General features: G+C 70.9%; 14 protein-coding genes and 3 pseudogenes. 6 read left to right on the forward strand and 11 right to left on the reverse strand.

Going from position 1 to position 15,011, the window contains the following annotated elements:
• Positions 1-57: 57 nt before the first annotated feature.
• The 3 genes from ACFPZJ_RS29550 to ACFPZJ_RS29560 form a co-directional block, all read right to left on the reverse strand.
• Positions 58-1,095 (reverse strand): PP2C family protein-serine/threonine phosphatase, encoded by a 1,038-nt coding sequence (locus ACFPZJ_RS29550; RefSeq protein ID WP_381027843.1) that lies wholly within the window; start codon positions 1,093-1,095, stop codon positions 58-60.
• A gap of 250 nt (positions 1,096-1,345) precedes the next feature.
• Positions 1,346-1,540 (reverse strand): hypothetical protein, encoded by a 195-nt coding sequence (locus ACFPZJ_RS29555; protein WP_381027846.1) that lies wholly within the window; start codon positions 1,538-1,540, stop codon positions 1,346-1,348.
• A complete protein-coding gene (locus tag ACFPZJ_RS29560; RefSeq protein ID WP_381027849.1) occupies positions 1,537-1,746 on the reverse strand; it encodes a hypothetical protein in 210 nt (69 codons plus the stop codon). The genes ACFPZJ_RS29555 and ACFPZJ_RS29560 overlap by 4 nt, the downstream gene beginning before the upstream one ends.
• Positions 1,747-2,145: 399 nt before the next feature.
• On the opposite strand from ACFPZJ_RS29560, the gene ACFPZJ_RS29565 reads away from it, so the two are divergent.
• The gene (locus ACFPZJ_RS29565; protein ID WP_381027852.1) at positions 2,146-2,520 is read left to right on the forward strand and encodes a hypothetical protein; all 375 of its coding nucleotides are present in this window, start codon (positions 2,146-2,148) and stop codon (positions 2,518-2,520) included.
• An 849-nt stretch (positions 2,521-3,369) separates the two neighbouring features.
• On the opposite strand, the pseudogene secD reads toward ACFPZJ_RS29565, so the two are convergent.
• The 4 genes and pseudogenes from secD to ACFPZJ_RS29585 all read right to left on the reverse strand — a co-directional run bounded on the left by secD (position 3,370) and on the right by ACFPZJ_RS29585 (position 7,863).
• Positions 3,370-5,624 (reverse strand): annotated as a pseudogene (gene secD / locus ACFPZJ_RS29570) (protein translocase subunit SecD).
• Positions 5,625-5,714: 90 nt separating this feature from the next.
• Positions 5,715-6,125: a hypothetical protein gene (locus tag ACFPZJ_RS29575; RefSeq protein WP_381027855.1), complete on the reverse strand. Its 411-nt coding sequence runs from the start codon at positions 6,123-6,125 to the stop codon at positions 5,715-5,717.
• A 98-nt stretch (positions 6,126-6,223) separates the two neighbouring features.
• Entirely contained in the window at positions 6,224-6,907 is a 684-nt protein-coding gene (locus ACFPZJ_RS29580; RefSeq protein WP_381027858.1) for a response regulator, read from the reverse strand.
• A 2-nt stretch (positions 6,908-6,909) separates the two neighbouring features.
• Positions 6,910-7,863, reverse strand: a complete 954-nt coding sequence (locus ACFPZJ_RS29585) for a HAMP domain-containing sensor histidine kinase (RefSeq protein ID WP_381027861.1) — start codon at positions 7,861-7,863, stop codon at positions 6,910-6,912.
• Between the two features lie 372 nt (positions 7,864-8,235).
• Here ACFPZJ_RS29585 and ACFPZJ_RS29590 point away from each other — a divergent pair, with 372 nt between their 5' ends.
• Positions 8,236-8,547, forward strand: coding sequence for a TraR/DksA C4-type zinc finger protein (locus tag ACFPZJ_RS29590; protein ID WP_381027862.1), 312 nt, complete (start codon positions 8,236-8,238; stop codon positions 8,545-8,547).
• A 44-nt stretch (positions 8,548-8,591) separates the two neighbouring features.
• Positions 8,592-8,966, forward strand: coding sequence for a TraR/DksA family transcriptional regulator (locus ACFPZJ_RS29595; protein ID WP_381027865.1), 375 nt, complete (start codon positions 8,592-8,594; stop codon positions 8,964-8,966).
• A gap of 552 nt (positions 8,967-9,518) precedes the next feature.
• On the opposite strand, the gene ACFPZJ_RS29600 is transcribed toward ACFPZJ_RS29595, so the two are convergent.
• From ACFPZJ_RS29600 to ACFPZJ_RS29610, 3 genes and pseudogenes are all read right to left on the reverse strand, one after another.
• Positions 9,519-9,641, reverse strand: coding sequence for a hypothetical protein (locus ACFPZJ_RS29600; protein WP_381027868.1), 123 nt, complete (start codon positions 9,639-9,641; stop codon positions 9,519-9,521).
• A 69-nt stretch (positions 9,642-9,710) separates the two neighbouring features.
• Positions 9,711-11,142, reverse strand: a pseudogene (locus ACFPZJ_RS29605) (dihydrolipoyl dehydrogenase family protein).
• Position 11,143: 1 nt separating this feature from the next.
• Positions 11,144-11,704 carry a hypothetical protein gene (locus ACFPZJ_RS29610; RefSeq protein ID WP_381027870.1) on the reverse strand — a complete coding sequence of 187 codons (561 nt, stop codon included), beginning with the start codon at positions 11,702-11,704 and terminating at the stop codon, positions 11,144-11,146.
• Between the two features lie 379 nt (positions 11,705-12,083).
• Between ACFPZJ_RS29610 and ACFPZJ_RS29615 the strand changes: the two are divergent.
• The 3 genes and pseudogenes from ACFPZJ_RS29615 to ACFPZJ_RS29625 form a co-directional block, all read left to right on the forward strand.
• Positions 12,084-12,611: pseudogene (locus ACFPZJ_RS29615) on the forward strand (hypothetical protein); the annotation flags it as partial.
• 149 nt (positions 12,612-12,760) lie between these two features.
• Positions 12,761-13,351, forward strand: coding sequence for a TetR/AcrR family transcriptional regulator (locus ACFPZJ_RS29620; protein ID WP_381027872.1), 591 nt, complete (start codon positions 12,761-12,763; stop codon positions 13,349-13,351).
• 150 nt (positions 13,352-13,501) lie between these two features.
• On the forward strand, positions 13,502-13,927 hold the full coding sequence (locus ACFPZJ_RS29625) for a DUF6003 family protein (RefSeq protein WP_381027875.1): 426 nt from the start codon (positions 13,502-13,504) through the stop codon (positions 13,925-13,927).
• A gap of 34 nt (positions 13,928-13,961) precedes the next feature.
• Here the strand turns inward: ACFPZJ_RS29625 and ACFPZJ_RS29630 are convergent, their stop codons facing one another.
• Complete coding sequence (locus ACFPZJ_RS29630) at positions 13,962-14,927, reverse strand: YihY/virulence factor BrkB family protein (RefSeq protein WP_381027878.1); 966 nt, start codon at positions 14,925-14,927, stop codon at positions 13,962-13,964.
• Positions 14,928-15,011 lie beyond the last annotated feature (84 nt).

The following is a 15,011-nucleotide window of genomic DNA, read 5'->3' on the forward strand; positions in this document are numbered from 1 at the left end:
CCGCACCTGGGAGGCAGTCCCGCGATGCCGTGGTGCGATCCGAACCGCGAACGGACCCTACTGCTCCTGGGCGGAGGGGTTTCGGCAGCGCACGGCGAGGGCCGCGATGTCGTCGTCGAGCCGTCCGCCGCCGTAATGGAGCAAGTCCCCGTGAAGCCGGTCCAGCAGTTCGTCGGGCGCTGCCACGCCGTGCTGCCGCATCCAGTCCGGCAGCGGGAAGAACGCGCCGGTGCGGTCCCGGGTCTCCGTCACGCCGTCGGTGTAGAGCAGCATCTGATCGCCGGGGCCGAAGGCGGCGATGTCCACGTGGTAGTGGTCTCCGAGAAGCGCCGCCAGATTGAGAGGTGTCGAGGGGACGGTGGGCTCAAGAACGTGGACCTCCCCGCTCCGCACGAACACCGGGGGCGGATGCCCGCAGTTGAGAATTTTGACGCGCCTGCTGCCGTACGGGATCTCGGCGATCAGAGCGGTGGCGAAGTGCTCCGGCTGATCGTCGGCGGGGATCGCGGCGCTGTAGCGGGCGATGGTGATCTGCAGGCGCTGGATGATGCCCCTCAGGTCGGGCTGGTCGTACGCGTTCTCCCTGAAGCAGTTGATCACCGCTGCGGCCGCCCCCACCGCCGACAGGCCCTTGCCCCGCACGTCGCCGATGAGGAGCCGTACTCCGTACCGGGTGTCGGCCGCCTCGTAGAAGTCGCCTCCGATGCGGGCCTGCTCTTGGGCCGCCAGGTACAACGACTCGATCTCGACGTCCTGGATGCGGTGCGGCAGCGGACGCAGCAGCACCTTCTGGGCCGCGTCGGCGACGAGCCGGACCTGGAAGAGCGTCTCCTCTCGCTGGAGTCGGAGATGACTCGCGTATGCGGCCGCGAGGGTGACCGCGGCGATTGCGGCAGCTGTGTACGGCGTCCCCAGATCGGAGTAGACGAAGCTGAGGCCGATCATGATCAGTAGGCAGAGCGCCCCCAGCAGGGCCGTCGGGAGCACGGGCCACAACGCGGCCGCGAGGGCGGGCGCCGCGGGCAGGAGGCGGCTGAAGGCGATCTCCCTCGGAGTGGAGAACGCCAGGCCGGCGATGAGGACGGTGACGATCATCGGTGACAGCAGTACGGCCTGCCGCTGGCCACCGTAGGGACGGTGGCGGCGCCGGAGTGGCCTTGATCTGATCACAAAATAGATCATATCTGGATCAAGTGGGTGACGATCCGCAACAGCGCAGGCACTCGTCTCGTGCAGTGCCCGGTGGAGCCGTACCTGATCACCCGCTTGCTGCCACAGCTCTCCCCGGTCACGCCGCCCTCGCCCTCGGTGCCCGGAGCGCGCGGTCCGGGGGCCGAGGCCGGGGTCAGGAGGACGTGACCTCGGTCGTGCCGGAGCCGACCGGGCCGATGCGCAGCACCGTTCCCGTGAGGTCGGTGAACGGCCGTACGTCCACCTGTCCGCGGCCGCCCGGTGCCGTGGCCGTGACGCGGTACCGCGAGGGGTCGGCGTCCCCGATCTCGATCTCCAGTACGGCTCGGGCGTTCGGCGGCACGGTCACGCGTGCCGAGTGAGCGGTGCCGGAGCGGCGCACGGAGACCGAACCGGGCCGCGTACCGAGGGCACGGTGCCGTTCACCTGGGTGAGGTCACCGATCCGGGGCCGGATCAGGAACTCCTCCGCGCCCGCCTTGGTGATCCGCACGCCCAGCAGGTGCCGGGAGACGGCGTTGGCCGGTGCGGAGGCCCAGGCGTGGGAGAAGGTCATGTTGGACTTCAGCGCCGGGTCCCAGGCCTCGGTGGTTTCAGACGGAATGGCCGGAGGCTAGAGTTCCGCCCCATTGCCGGTCAATAGCTGGAACGCGACCCGCTTGCCGGAAGTGAAACGATAATTCGGCGGCCAGGTCGGGCCCGTTGCGGGCCACGACGGGATCGTGGAAGGCGGTCGGGCCGCCGACACGGAGGTATCGCCCACGGCCACCGTCGAAGAACCAGGTGCCGGACCCGCTCGGCGGTCGCCTCCCCTCGCGGGTCGGCGCGTGGTGTGCGTCGGAGGGAGTCGTGAGTCACAGCTGCCCCGGTGGTGGCGGGCACCGGTGGTCACAGTCGGGCCTCTGTCCGTTGCCGCGCCGGTGCCGAACACGCCATTCCGTGGTGCAGTCGGCTCATGGCCTCACCGCTCCCGGACGACCAGGACACCCCGTCGCCTGCCCAGGCCCGCGAACGCCCCTCCTGGCTGACCGACATCATGGTCGCCCTGCTGCTGCTGATCGCTGACGCGGTCATCGTCGTCGCCGCCGCGATGCTGCTCGTCGTGGTCGGCATGGGCAGCACACAGTCGCCGCACCCCTCCGCGACCACGCACTCCCGCGATGTTCCCTTCCTGACGTGGCTCGTCGTCTGGGGCGTCCCGGCCGTGGCGGCGACCGGCGCCGTCGTGCACGCCCGCCTGAGGATGCCGGTCACCGCCGTCGTGCAGGCACTGTTCACGCTCGCCTGCGCGTTCCTGGCCGTGGCATGGACGCGCATGCTGCTGACGTGACGCCGGTCGTTGCTGGACGGCGCTGATCGGAGGCCGCTCCACGGCCTCGTCTTCGGGCCGGCTGCGCGGAGGAGCGCAGGTTGCTCCCTGCCCGGTCGGCAAGCTCTGGACCTCCCGAGCGACACGCAGCCTCACCGCCACCCTCGAACGGCCCCGCGTCGACCACCGTCTGGAACGAGCCCTCACCCACGGTTCCGGGTGGGGCGGTTCTCCGGTGGCGGCTACGCGAGCCAGAGTGAGCCGCGCCGATGACGTGCCGGCGGTACATCCACCGTGTCCGCGGTATCGACTGTGAGTTCGTCGGCGATGGAATTCACCAGCCTCAGGAGCGTGCCTACTTGGGTCCGTAGCCGCTGTCGCGCCCGGCGTTCCTCCACTGCGGACCACTGGGCGACGGAGCGGTCCCGCTGGTACCGGGCGAAGGAGTGGACATTCACCGTGCGGCGGACCCTGCGAGGTCGGGGCCTTCTGGACTCCCGTCTCGCCTCGGTGAAGGTGTGCGCGCTGTACCTGAGGTCGTGCAGAACCAGGGAACGCCAGGGGCTTCTTGACGAGCAGCCGCGTGCTCTGTGGCCGTATGGAGCGGGAAGATGGTGGGCCGTGCGTGTCACGAAACTCCGTTCGCCGCAACCGCCAGGTATCCCCTGGCGGGCTACCTGAAGCCTGTCGGCCCTGCCGAACGCGTGTTTTCCACGTGCTCAACCCTATCTCGCTGCTTCCGAGGGCAGGCGGGTGTTGCGTGTCTGCGTCTCGTCCCGAGCATCAGGCAGCTGACTCCTGGCTGCACGGAGACCAGCGGGCGCCGCACCGTCGTGCAGTCCCCAAGGAGGGTCAGCTTCAGATGGCCCGTCAGGTGCGGCGGGGTGGCTTCCGGGTACGGGTGCGGTGGTGGAGCCGGATCGCGACCGGTGCGGCGGTGAAGACGGAAGAGTACGTGCCGATGGCGAGGCCGATGAGCAAGGCCAGGGCGAAGTCGGTGAGGGAGGATCCGCCGAGCACGGCGAGGGCGATGAGGATGAAGGCGGCGCCCATGCCGGTGTTCACGTGCGGGGCAGAGTCTGCACGATCGCCTGGTTCACGATGCCGGAGAGCGCTGCTTCGGGGTTCTTGCGGGCCAGTTCCCTGACGCGGTCGAACAGGACCACGGAGTCGTTGACCGAGTAGCCGATGACGGTCAGCAGGGCCGCCAGGAACACTCCGTCGACAGGCTTGCCGAGCCAGGCGAAGACGCCGACGAGGATCACCACGTCGTGGGCGAGGGCTGTGACCGCGGCGGTGCCGAACAGCCAGCGGAACCGCGCCGCGAGGTAGACGAGCTGTGCGCCGAGGGCCACGGCGAGCGCGATCAGAGCACCGCGGCGCAGTTCCTCACCGAGGCTCGGGCCGATCAGTTCGTCGCGGACCTTGTCCGCCCGGCCTGCGAGGTCGCGCACGGTCTCGGTGATCTCGGTCTCCTGGGTGTTGGTGAGCGGATCGGTGCGCACCGTCAGGCCGGTGTCCCCGGAGGACTGCACGACGGCGCGGGGGAAGCCGGCGTCGGCGAGCGCGGTGCGGACCCGGTCGGGGTCGACGGCGCTGGTGGTGGCGTACTCGATGAGGCGGCCTCCGGTGAACTCCACACCGAGGTCGACGCCGCGCAGCGCGATCCCCGAGCCGGCGAGGACCAGCACGGCGGCGGACGTGGCCAGCCAGCGGCGCGGGTGGCGCATGAGCTGGGGGTCGCGGCGGGTGAGGCGGTCACGGACCAGGCCCGTGGTGGCGATGCCCGTGAGGCGGGGGCGGCGGCGTAGGCGGGGGCGGCCGACGGCGGACTCGGCGAGCACGCGGGTGATCACCAGGGCGCTGAACATGGAGGCGAGCACGCCGATGCCGAGGGTGACGCCGAAGCCCCGTACGGGCCCGGAGGCGAGGAAGAACAGCAGGGCGGCCGCGATCAGTGTGGTGATGTTGGAGTCGGCGATCGCGCTGAAGGCGTTGCGGAACCCGGCCGCCAGCGCCGAGCGGGTACTGGGGCGGCGGGCCGCGTACTCCTCACGGGCCCGTTCGAAGACCAGCACGTTGGCGTCCACGGCCATGCCGATCGCCAGGACGAGGCCGGCCAGGCCCGGCAGGGTCAAGGTGGCGCCGAGTGCGGCCAGGGCGGCGTAGGAGACGAGGCCGTAGCAGGCCAGGGCGGTAGCGGCCAGCACGCCCATCAGCCGGTAGACGACGATGATGAACAGTGAGGTCAGCGCGGTGCCGATGGCCGCGGCCCAGGCGCTTGCGGTGATGGCCTGCGCGCCCAGGGTCGGGCCGACGGTGCGCTGTTCGACGGTCTCGACGGGCACGGGCAGGGCGCCGCCGTTGATGAGCAGGGAGAGCTCGCGGGCGTCCTCGGGGCCGAAGGAGCCCGTGATCTGTGTGGCGCCGTCGCGGATGCCGGTCCGGCAGGTGACGGAGGGGTCCACCTGCGGGGACGAGATGATCTTGTTGTCGAGGACGATGGCGATCCGCCGTGCCGGGTCGCCTGCCGGGTGGCAGGCGGCCTCGCCGGTCAGCCGGGCCCAGCCGTCACGGCCGCCGCCCTCGAAGTCCACGGTCACGTGCCATCCGGCGCCGCCCTGCTGGTCGAACCGGGCGGCGGCCTCCTTGACGTGCTCGCCGGTCAGGGCGGCGGCCCCGAGACGCAGCGGCGTGCCGGACTCGTCGGGCAGGACGTGTGGCCGGGGCCGCTTCGGCAAGGGGCGGGAGGGGGCACCGGCGCTGTCTTGGGCGGTGCCGAGCACCGGGTGGAAGGTGAGCTGCGCGGTGCGGCCCAGGACGTCGGCCGCCTTCTTCGGGTCCTGCACACCGGGCAGTTCGACGACGATCCGGCGGTCGCCGGAGCGGACGAGGGTGGTTTCGGCCACGCCGAGCGCGTCGATACGGCCGCGCAGCACCTCCAGGGTGCGGTCGGTGGCCTCCCTGTCGGCGTCGGTGGTGGGAGTGGAGCGCGTCTGCAGCACGATCTGCGTACCCCCTCGGAGGTCGAGTCCGAGGCGGACCGGCACGGTCACGGCGACGTACAGCGATACGGCGATCACGGCGAGGGCGAGCAATGCCCTCAGACGCAGGGAACGGTTCAACGGGAGGGCCTCCGGCAGGCGCACCACGGCCACGGCGGCGAGAGACCGCGGCGCGGCGAGGTGGTGGTGTGAACGGAAAGAAACGGAATTTCAGGTGCCGGAGAACACCGGTGGTGCCCGCCCCCGGTCATGCACTGCGTGAGTGCCGGAGGAAGGCAGGTGCCCGGTCCGCGCCGAAGGCCGCGCCAGGCCGGGTGGGGCGATGACCGTGCCGTGGCCGCAGGTGGCCAGGTGGCCGCGCGGGGCAGGGTGCTCGCTGTGCGGCTCCTGGCGGGTTGCCGTCCGGAGCGAGCAGGCGGTGTCGCACGCGTCGTCGGTGCGCGGCGGGGCGTCCCCGTGGTGGCCGGCTGCTGCCGCTGCGCCGACCACCGCCTCGCCCGTCGTACCGGGGCCGGTGAGGCCGAGCCCGGCCAGCAGCACCAGCACGACGGCCGCCAGCACCGCGACGGCGAAGGGCCGGGCGCCGATGCCGCCGGGGGCGGTGCCCACGGTGGGGTGCATGCACCGTCCCCTTCCTCGTGGTGTGCGGTGCGGACCGGGGCCCGGTGTTCCGACTGGGGAGTGGCAGTCGGACACCGGGCGGTCGTCGGACCGAGAGGTCAGGGTTCGACCAGGCCGGCGCGGATCGCGTAGCGGGTGAGTTCCAGGCGGTCCCGCAGGCCGAGTTTCTGCAGCAGGTTGGCGCGGTGCCGCTGGACGGTCTTGATGCTGATGAACAGCAGGTCGGCGATCTCCTTGGACGAGTGGCCCTCGGCCACCAGCTTGAGGACCTCTTCCTCACGCGGGGTGAGGATCTGGTCGGGGGTTTCCTCGCCGTGGCGGGCCCGGTCGAGGTAGTTGCGGATCAAAGCGGTGACCGCGCCGGGATACAGGAAGGGCTCGTCCCGCATCGCGGCCCGGCATGCGGCGACCAGGTCCCGGTCGGCGACGGACTTCAGCACGTACCCGCTCGCCCCGGCCTTCAGTGCCTGGAAGAAGTACTGCTCGTTGTCGTGCATCGTCAGCATGAGGATCCGCAACTTCGGCTTGAGAGTGGCCAGTTCGCGGGCCGCCTGGAGGCCGGTCAGGCGAGGCATGGCGATGTCGAGCACGGCCAGGTCGACATCGTGGGTGCGGGCCAGCTCGATGGCCTCGGCGCCGTCCCCGGCCTCGGCGACCACGTGGAGGTCCGGTTCCTGGTCGAGGATGAGCCGCACGCCGCGGCGTACCAGCGCGTGGTCGTCGGCGAGCAGGATGCGAGTGGTGCGCGTGTCCGTCATGGCGGTCGTGGTCGTCTCGGGCATGGTCAGGGCTGCTTCCTGGAGGCGGGCGCGGTGAGCTGGACCCGGGTGCCGGTGTGGGATGCCGGGGTGATGTCGAGGCTGCCGCCGATGAGCAGGGCCCGCTCGCGCATGCCGCGGATGCCGGCGCCTTCGCGGGGGGCCTTGATGCCGCAGCCGTCGTCGGTGACCGTCAGCACCATGCCGTCATCGGTGTGACGCAGGGCGACGGTGACCCGTTCGGCGTCCGCGTGGCGGGCGACGTTGGTCAGCGACTCCTGGGCGACGCGGTAGAGGACCAGTTCCGTCTCCGGCTCCAGGGCGGGCAGGTCGGCTTCGAAGCGGCGGGCCACCTGCAGGCCGGTGTGGGTGGCGAAGTCCTCGGTGAGCGAGGTGAGCGCGCTGACCAGACCGAGGTCGTCCAGTACGCCGGGCCGCAGCCGGCGCACCAGGCGGCGGACCTCGTCCAGGCTCTCCCGCGTGATCTCCTGCACCTCGTGCAGTTGCCGGCGCAGCGCGGCCGGTGCGTCGTCCGAGGCTCGCTTGAGTCCCAGCAGGATCGCGGTCATGCTCTGACCGACCTCGTCGTGCAGCTCTTGTGCGACGCGGCGGCGTTCGGCCTCCTGGGCCAGCAGGGCCCGGGCGCTGCTGGTGGCCCTCTCCTGTTCCAGCCGGTCCAGCATGGCGTTGAACGTGCGGATCACCTCGGCGACCTCGCGACCGCCGGAAGCGGGCAGGCGCTGCCCGGGGCGCAGCAGGTCCACGGTGGTCATCAACTTCGTGAGCCGGTCCAGCGGGGCCAGGCCGAGCCGCAGCAGCGCGGCGTTGGCGACCAGCATGACGACCAGGCCACCCACCAGGATGATCGCCTCGGTGAGCAGCACCGGCACCGAGACGGTCACCGGAGCCCACAGCAGCAGGGCCGTGGCCGTACCCAGCACCACGGCGTTGAGGGCGAAGATCCGCCAGAACAGGGACACCGGCCTTACGCCTTTCCTTCTACAACCTTGTTTCACCTCCACTGTCGGGCACCACGCAGCCCCACCGGGTCCGCGACCCGGAGTGTGTGAGTGAGCCCGTGGCCAGCCTGCCTGGTCCCGAGTGCCCCGTCGATGGGCGTCGGCGCCCATTTCGCGGGGTGCGCACTACCCATGGCGCGGCATGGGTCCCTTGCCCCGGCGTGAATGGGGTCCGCGCCCGATAGGTATCCGTCGTCGGCCCGGCCAGGGTGGAAGCCACACGACCACCCGGTCACCGGTGGACGGCCCGGCAGCGCCGCCGGGCCGTCCACCGCCCGCTACGGACCCGCGCGATGGCGCACCTGCCGTCTACCGTCGAGAAAGGGATCGATCATGTCGCTCGATGCCACCCGGGCCGCGCCCCACCTGCACGAGGCTCGTCAGCGCCTGGAACACGCCCGCACCTCCCGGCTGGCGCAGCTGCAGGCCCTCAACGAGACCGGGCACGGCTCGGACGATCACCTGCTGTCCATGCAGAAGGCCGCGATGGAACGGGTCCTCAAAGAGATCGAGGAAGCCTTCGCCCGCATCGCGGACGGCACCTACGGATCCTGTGTGGGCTGCGCCAAGCCGGTCCCCGCCGAACGGCTGGAGATCCTGCCCTACACCCGCTATTGCGTCGCCTGTCAGCGCCGAACCGCCTGACTGCCGCCCGTACCAGCTGCTACGCCCTGCCTCAAAGGGGTGACGTGGTGAACCACCAGACCATCGGCGAGAGCACGACCCGCCTGTCCGCCGAGGACCTTGCCGTGCTGCGCGAGAACCTGCACGAGCAGCGCGTGTTCCGCCAGGAGCAACTGCGCCAGCTCACCGGACCGGTCACCTCCCGCGCCGAGGATCGGCAACAGCGGAAGGCCGCGGCACAGGTCGAGGTCCGCGTCAAGCTCGCCGCCTCCGCCCGCATGGTCCTCACCGACGTCGAAGCAGCCCTCACCCGCATGAGCGAGGGCTCATACGGCACCTGCCACCTGTGCAGGCGTCCCATCGACCGGGAGCGGCTGATGATCGTGCCGCAGGCCCGCTACTGCGCCCGCTGCCAACTGGTCAGGGAGGCAACCCCGTGAGGGGCCCACATCATCCGCGCAACCCAGCTTGCGGTCACGGACCGGGACGAGGGCGCCGGCTGCCCGCGGCGACGGTGCCGTCCCGGTTGAACAGGCGCTGCCAGATCGTGGGGAGATGCGCGGCAGGCCAAAGCGGAATGTACATCGATGTGAACGGGTGCGACGCAAGCCGTTCGCCAGAAGCTCGACCGCCCATGACGCAGCCTCCAGAGGCGTGCCGGCAAGGAGAAGGGCACTTCGAGCCGGAGGACCCCGCAGTCCGTGACGCTGATTCAGTCGGCAGGAGCCGGGCGGCGAGGAAGCCGATCAGCCGACTGACCCGATCAGGGACGCGTGCGTCGTCCTCGATCAAGGCGTACAGGTGCGCGGCCGGCGTCGGTGCATCCGGCAGCGGCACAGCCCCACAACGCGAGCCGCCTACGGTCGTCATGGGCAACCGAGCGGGCCAGGCAGCTGCCCAGCCCGTCAGTGAGTTGCGGGAGCTTTAGATCCATGGGCCGAGGGCAGGGCGGCGGCCGAGACGCAGGAGGGACGAGCTCGTCCGTGGCCCGGTCAGGTCACAGGCCCTGCCAGGTTGGCGGCAGGGAACGCGGCCACCTTGCGCCAGAAGCAGCTGTGGTGTTCGACGTCGTAGCCGTGGTACTGGCCGGGCAGGACGACGAACTCGCGGTCCATGCCATGCTGAAAGTGCCGCGCCCTCTCGTCCCCTCGTGGTCGCGTCGGGACGAGACATCGGGCGGGCGATCAGAGGCCGTACGCTTCCAGCAGCCGCAGCCACACCTCGCTGACGGTGGGGAACGCCGGAACCGCGTGCCACAGCCGGTCGAGGGGAACCTCGCCGACGACCGCGATGGTCGCGGCGTGCAGCAGTTCCGCGACATCGGGCCCGACGAGTGTGAAGCCGACGATCACCTTGCGGTCCTCGTCGACGACCATGCGGGCGTGCCCCTGGTATCCGTCGGCGTGAAGGGCCGATCCCGCCACGGCACCCAAGTCGTGGTCGACGACACGGATCCGCATCCCGGCGGCCTCGGCCGCGGTCAGCCCCACCGACGCGATCTCCGGTTCGGTGAACACCACCTGCGGCACCGCCCGCTCGTCAGCCGTGGCCACATGCCGGCCCCACCGGCTGTCGTCGACCGCTTCGCCCTTGGCACGCGCAACGATGACATCGCCCACGGCGCGGGCCTGGTACTTGCCCTGATGCGTCAGCAGCACGCGCCGGTTGACGTCACCTGCTGCGTACAGCCACCCGTCAGCCGGCCCCTCCCCGTCGTGCCCGACCACCCGCAGCGTGTCGTCCACCGTGAGCCACGTACCCGGCGTCAGGCCGACGGCGCCCAGGCCGATGTCCTGGGTGTTCGGCGTCCGACCGATGGCGACGAGAAGTTCGTCGGCCTCGATCCGCTCGCCGGTGGTGAGCGTGAGGCGCACGGTGCCGTCGCCGTCCCGCTTGACGGCCCCCGCCTCCGCACCGAGCAGCACCGAGACACCGGCCTTCTGCAGCGACTCGGTGACCCGTTCACCGGCGAACGGCTCCGCGAACGGTAGGACACCGTCACGGGCCACCATCGTCACCGAGGACCCCAGTGCGGTACGCCGTCGCCATCTCCGACGCCACCACGCCGCCGCCTATGACGGCGAGCCGGCCGGGAACCGCACTCGCGGCGGCCGCCTCCCGGCTGCTCCACGGCTCCGCCTCACGCAGACCGGGGATGTCCGGCAGCAGCGCGGCGCTGCCAGTCGCGACCACGACCGCATGCCGAGCGGTCAGCGACGTCGCGGAGCCATCCTCGCCGGTCACCTCGACGACCCGGTCGGAACTGATCCGCCCCTGGCCCCGGTACAGCGCGATCCCAGCCGACTTGAGCCAAGCCACCTGCCCGTCGTCCTGCCAGTGCGAGGAGAACGAATCACGGCGCGCGACGACGGCGGCAGCGTCCAGATCGCGGGTGACCGCCTCACGAGCTCCCGGCAACTGCCGGGCAGCGCGCAGCGCGGCAGCGCTGCGCAGCAGTGCCTTGGTCGGCATGCAGGCCCAGTAGGAGCACTCACCACCGACCAACTCCCGCTCCACGACGGCGGCACTCAGCCCGCCCTGCACCACCCGGTCAGCGACGTTCTCCCCGACCGGCCCCGCGCCGATCACGATGACGTCATAAGTGCCGGTCCTCATGTCAGCGACCCTTCGCGGCGCGGCCCAGGCGCAGGGCCGAGACGAGGAAGAAGACGGCGCCCGGGATGGCGTAGCCGATCGCACCGGCGAGCGTGGGCTCGTCCGCGCCGGCCGACGCGACGAACGCTCCTCCGGCCAGCACCGAGATACCGCCGCTGAGAATCATCGGCCACTGGCCCCCCATCGTGCGACGGGGGATGGCCACGATCAGCTGGACCAGACCCGCCACGATCGCCCAGGCCCCCCACACGCGCAGCACCGCCGGAATGCCGGACGCACCGGCGATCCCCACGCTGACGGCCGCGACGAGGCTGACCGCCATGTTCACGTACAGCAGCACCGGCGATCGAGTGCTGCGCGACGCGTTCGCGTCGACGACGGCCGCACCCACGTCGAACAGCGGATACAGCACCAGCAGCACGACGGCGACGGGGCTGAGCTTCGAGGCCATGGTGAACATCACGCCGGCCCAGACGATGGCAAAGGCGAACCGGACAAAGTACAGCCGCCGCAGAGCAGAGGCAGTCCCGGCGATGTCGGACGGAGCAGCAAGAGTGCTCACGGTGATCCTTTCGGTGGGCAATAGGAAGGAGGAAGAAGTTCAGGGCTTGCTGGTAGTCGGCTCTCTCGATCAGGCCTGCCGCACATCCCCCGGACCGGCGCGACCTCCCGGTCCTGCGGGCGCCAGGACGGTGGCACCCCGGTCACTGCCGATTGCAACGAGCCACTGGGCGCCGTTTCGCGAGACTGAACGTTCTGTCCCTTAACTGTGTCAGCGGCGCGCTCACCTGTCAAGACTGAACGTTCTACCTCACCCCGGGGGATTGCTGCATGACGAGCAGCGCATCCGAAAGCCGGCCGTCCGAAGCGCGATCCCGGGGGGCACTCGCTGCTGCACGACATCGACCCCGAGATGCACCAGCTCGTGCGCGGCACCGTCCCTGCCGAGACTTCCACGACCGCAGTTCGTGCGGCGCGACTGGCTCAACCTGGACGGCGCCTGGCAGTTCGAGACCGACCGAGGGGACAGCGGGCTCGAACGCGGCCTGCTCGGCCGTGAGCTGCGCGAAGAGATCCTCGTGCCCTTCCCGCCCGAGTCCCCTGTCCGGCATCGGCGACACCGACGCGCCGAGGCACGCGCCGACCTGGAGCTGGCCCCGCGCCTGTACCTGCCGGCCTCCGCTCGGACGGCGCCACGAGTGGAGCCCGCACGACCCGCACCTGCACGACCTGCGGCTGGAACTCCTCGATGCGAACGGCCAGGTCGTCGGCAGCGTGGAGAGCTACGCGGGCCTGCGTGCCGTCTCAGGAGCGGAAAGGCCGTCCTGCTCAACGGCCGCCGGCCTTCCAGCGTCTGGTCCTGGACCAGGGGCTGGTACCCGGACGGGCTGATGACCGCGCCGACCGACGAAGCCCTGGTCCGGGACATCGAGCTGGCCCTGGCGGCCGGCTTCAACGGGGCCCGGCTGATCTTGTAGTTCTTCATCCGGCAGGTAGCACGTGAGCCATGAAGGCATCACCAGGCGCGAGCGAGAACGTTCGGTCTGCTGGGTGGTGGACGAGGCTGCCCTGGTCACAGCGAGACCGAACGTTCTACCATTTGGTAGCCTTGGTCAGCATGAGTCGGAGTACAGCAGGCGGCAACATCTCTGAGGCGCGAGCACGGCTCCTCAACACGGCAACCCGGATCTTTTACACCGAGGGGATCCACTCCGTCGGCATCGACCGGATCACCGCGGAAGCACAAGTGACCCGGGCCACGCTGTACCGCCACTTCGCCGGCAAGGAAGAACTCGTCCTCGCCTACCTGGAACAAGCCGACCAGGCCATCCGCGGACAGGTCGCCGCCGCGGTGGCAAGCAGCCCGTCGCCACCCGACCAGCTCCGCGCCGTCGCCAGAACCATCACCGACGGCATCCAGTCCCCCGGATTCCGCGGCTGCGCCTTCCTCAACGCGGCCGCCGAATACTTCGACCCCGCCCACCCGATCCACCAGGCCGTCCTCGCCCACCGGCAGTGGTTCCTGAACACCGTCACAGACCTGCTGGCACAAACGGGCCTCGCACCCGCCGACGCCGCCGGCCGCCACTTCGTCATGCTCCGCGACGGCGCCATGGCAGCCGGCTGCCTCTTCGACCCGAAACTGATCTCCGAAACCTTCCTGAACGGCGTCGAAGGAATGCTGCAAGCAAGCCCAGAGGACGAGTGAGGCGACGCGGAGGCCGACGAGGTAGCGAGCCGCCGGCTTGCCGAAACGGGTGGCGAGGGCTCGGAAGCACTTGACGGACGGGCCACGGCGGTAATTCGGGCGCGGCGGGGTAAGGGGACGTCGATCAACCCCCGTTGAGAGGAGCCCAGGATGACCGACGACGCCTATCTGTTCCTGCTTGACGACGCGTCGGCGCCGCTCGGCGTGGCCCCCGCCGCCGTCGGTGATCTCGCCTGCATGGAGACTCCCGCGGTACGCGCGTGGCTGGACGCTCACGGAAGCACGCCGACCTCCCCGCACCTGCGCCTGCTGCCGCCGGAGGAGACAGCGGCCGTGCCCGAGGGCGCGGAACGGCTGCCCGTCCCGCTGAGCGAGGACGAATTGAGCCGGGTCCGTCACCGGATGGCACCGGAGTCGCTCGCCCGGGTCGAGGAAGAGCTGCTCGCCTACCGTGACTGCGCCGAAGGCCGGGACGGCCTGATCGGACGCGCGCTGGCCGCCGGCGTGCCACCGCACCGCATCGTCGAACTGACCGGGGTCGATCCCGCGACGGTGACTGCCGCGGCGGGCGGCTGACGACGGGGCGGGCCGCCTCACCCGTCGTCCGGCCTCACGCACCCGGTCCGGGGTCCGGCTGGACAGCGGATTCGATGCCGGCGCGGGCCGCTTCCAGCTGGGCGGCGAACGCGATGCCGAGGAAGAGCGCGACAGCGGTGAGGTTGGCCCACAGCAGCAGGGCGATGAAGGCGGTGAGCGGCCCGTACACTGCGCCGAAGGCACCGCTCTCCTCGACGTACAGCGCGAGCAGCCAAGTGGCCGACACCCACAGCACGAGGTGCACGGCCGAACCGAACGCCAGCCAGGTGTAGCCGGGCTGGACCCGGCGGGGCGACCAGCGGAAGATCACAGCCGAGGCCACCCAGGCCAGCGCGAGCCCCACGGGGAGGTCGAGCACACCCCACCACTGCGGCCCGCTGCCCTCCCCGCCGGCGGACTCCGCCACCGCGTCGCCCACGGCCTCACCGGCCACGAGGACGACGAACCCCAGCACCAGCGGCAGACCGGCTGCGAGCGCGAGGACGATCGCCCGCGCGTACTTGCTGGGAAAGGGACGATCGCGCTCGATGCCGTAGATGCGGTTGGCGCCGCGCTCGATCTGGCCCATGGCCGAGGCGAGGTTCAGCAGCGCGAAGCCCAGACCGAGCCACAGGGCGAGCGTGCCCCAGACATCGCCGTGGGCGGTGCGCCGCGTCCCCTCGAAGGCGTCCTCGACGATCTCGGCGCTGGCACCCGGCACGATCCGGCCGAGCGTGAGCTCGATGATCCGGCCCACGCCCTCCGTGTGCACCGACGTGGCCAGCCCGACCAGCGCCACGGTGCACGGCACCAGCCCCAGCACCACCTGGAAGGCGAGGGCCCGCGCGTTGGTGAAGCCGTCCGCGTAACGGAACCGTGCGAAGGAGTCGGCCAGCAGCCGCAGCCCCCCGTAGTGGCGCAGGGCGGTGAACGCCTCGTCTCCGGAGAGCTCGTCCCCGATCATGTCCCGGGTCTGTGGTACGTGGACGGCGGTACCCATGGCGTGGACGCTCCTTGTCGTACGGCTGGTCCCTGTCCGGTTGCCCCGTGAGCCTTCCCGTGCGACCTCGTCCTTCCCACACGG

This window comes from Streptomyces bullii, assembly GCF_042657145.1.
GTDB classification, from domain to species: domain Bacteria; phylum Actinomycetota; class Actinomycetes; order Streptomycetales; family Streptomycetaceae; genus Streptomyces; species Streptomyces bullii.

What these genes read in the sequence shown, in the direction of transcription:
- ACFPZJ_RS29550 (WP_381027843.1), bottom strand. Translation starts at nt 1,095, where the DNA reads ATGATCGTCACCGTCCTCATCGCCGGCCTGGCGTTCTCCACTCCGAGG.
- ACFPZJ_RS29560 (WP_381027849.1), bottom strand. Translation starts at nt 1,746, where the DNA reads ATGACCTTCTCCCACGCCTGGGCCTCCGCACCGGCCAACGCCGTCTCC.
- ACFPZJ_RS29565 (WP_381027852.1), top strand. Translation starts at nt 2,146, where the DNA reads ATGGCCTCACCGCTCCCGGACGACCAGGACACCCCGTCGCCTGCCCAG.
- ACFPZJ_RS29575 (WP_381027855.1), bottom strand. Translation starts at nt 6,125, where the DNA reads ATGCACCCCACCGTGGGCACCGCCCCCGGCGGCATCGGCGCCCGGCCC.
- ACFPZJ_RS29580 (WP_381027858.1), bottom strand. Translation starts at nt 6,907, where the DNA reads ATGCCCGAGACGACCACGACCGCCATGACGGACACGCGCACCACTCGC.
- ACFPZJ_RS29590 (WP_381027862.1), top strand. Translation starts at nt 8,236, where the DNA reads ATGTCGCTCGATGCCACCCGGGCCGCGCCCCACCTGCACGAGGCTCGT.
- ACFPZJ_RS29600 (WP_381027868.1), bottom strand. Translation starts at nt 9,641, where the DNA reads ATGGACCGCGAGTTCGTCGTCCTGCCCGGCCAGTACCACGGCTACGAC.
- ACFPZJ_RS29620 (WP_381027872.1), top strand. Translation starts at nt 12,761, where the DNA reads ATGAGTCGGAGTACAGCAGGCGGCAACATCTCTGAGGCGCGAGCACGG.
- ACFPZJ_RS29625 (WP_381027875.1), top strand. Translation starts at nt 13,502, where the DNA reads ATGACCGACGACGCCTATCTGTTCCTGCTTGACGACGCGTCGGCGCCG.
- ACFPZJ_RS29630 (WP_381027878.1), bottom strand. Translation starts at nt 14,927, where the DNA reads ATGGGTACCGCCGTCCACGTACCACAGACCCGGGACATGATCGGGGAC.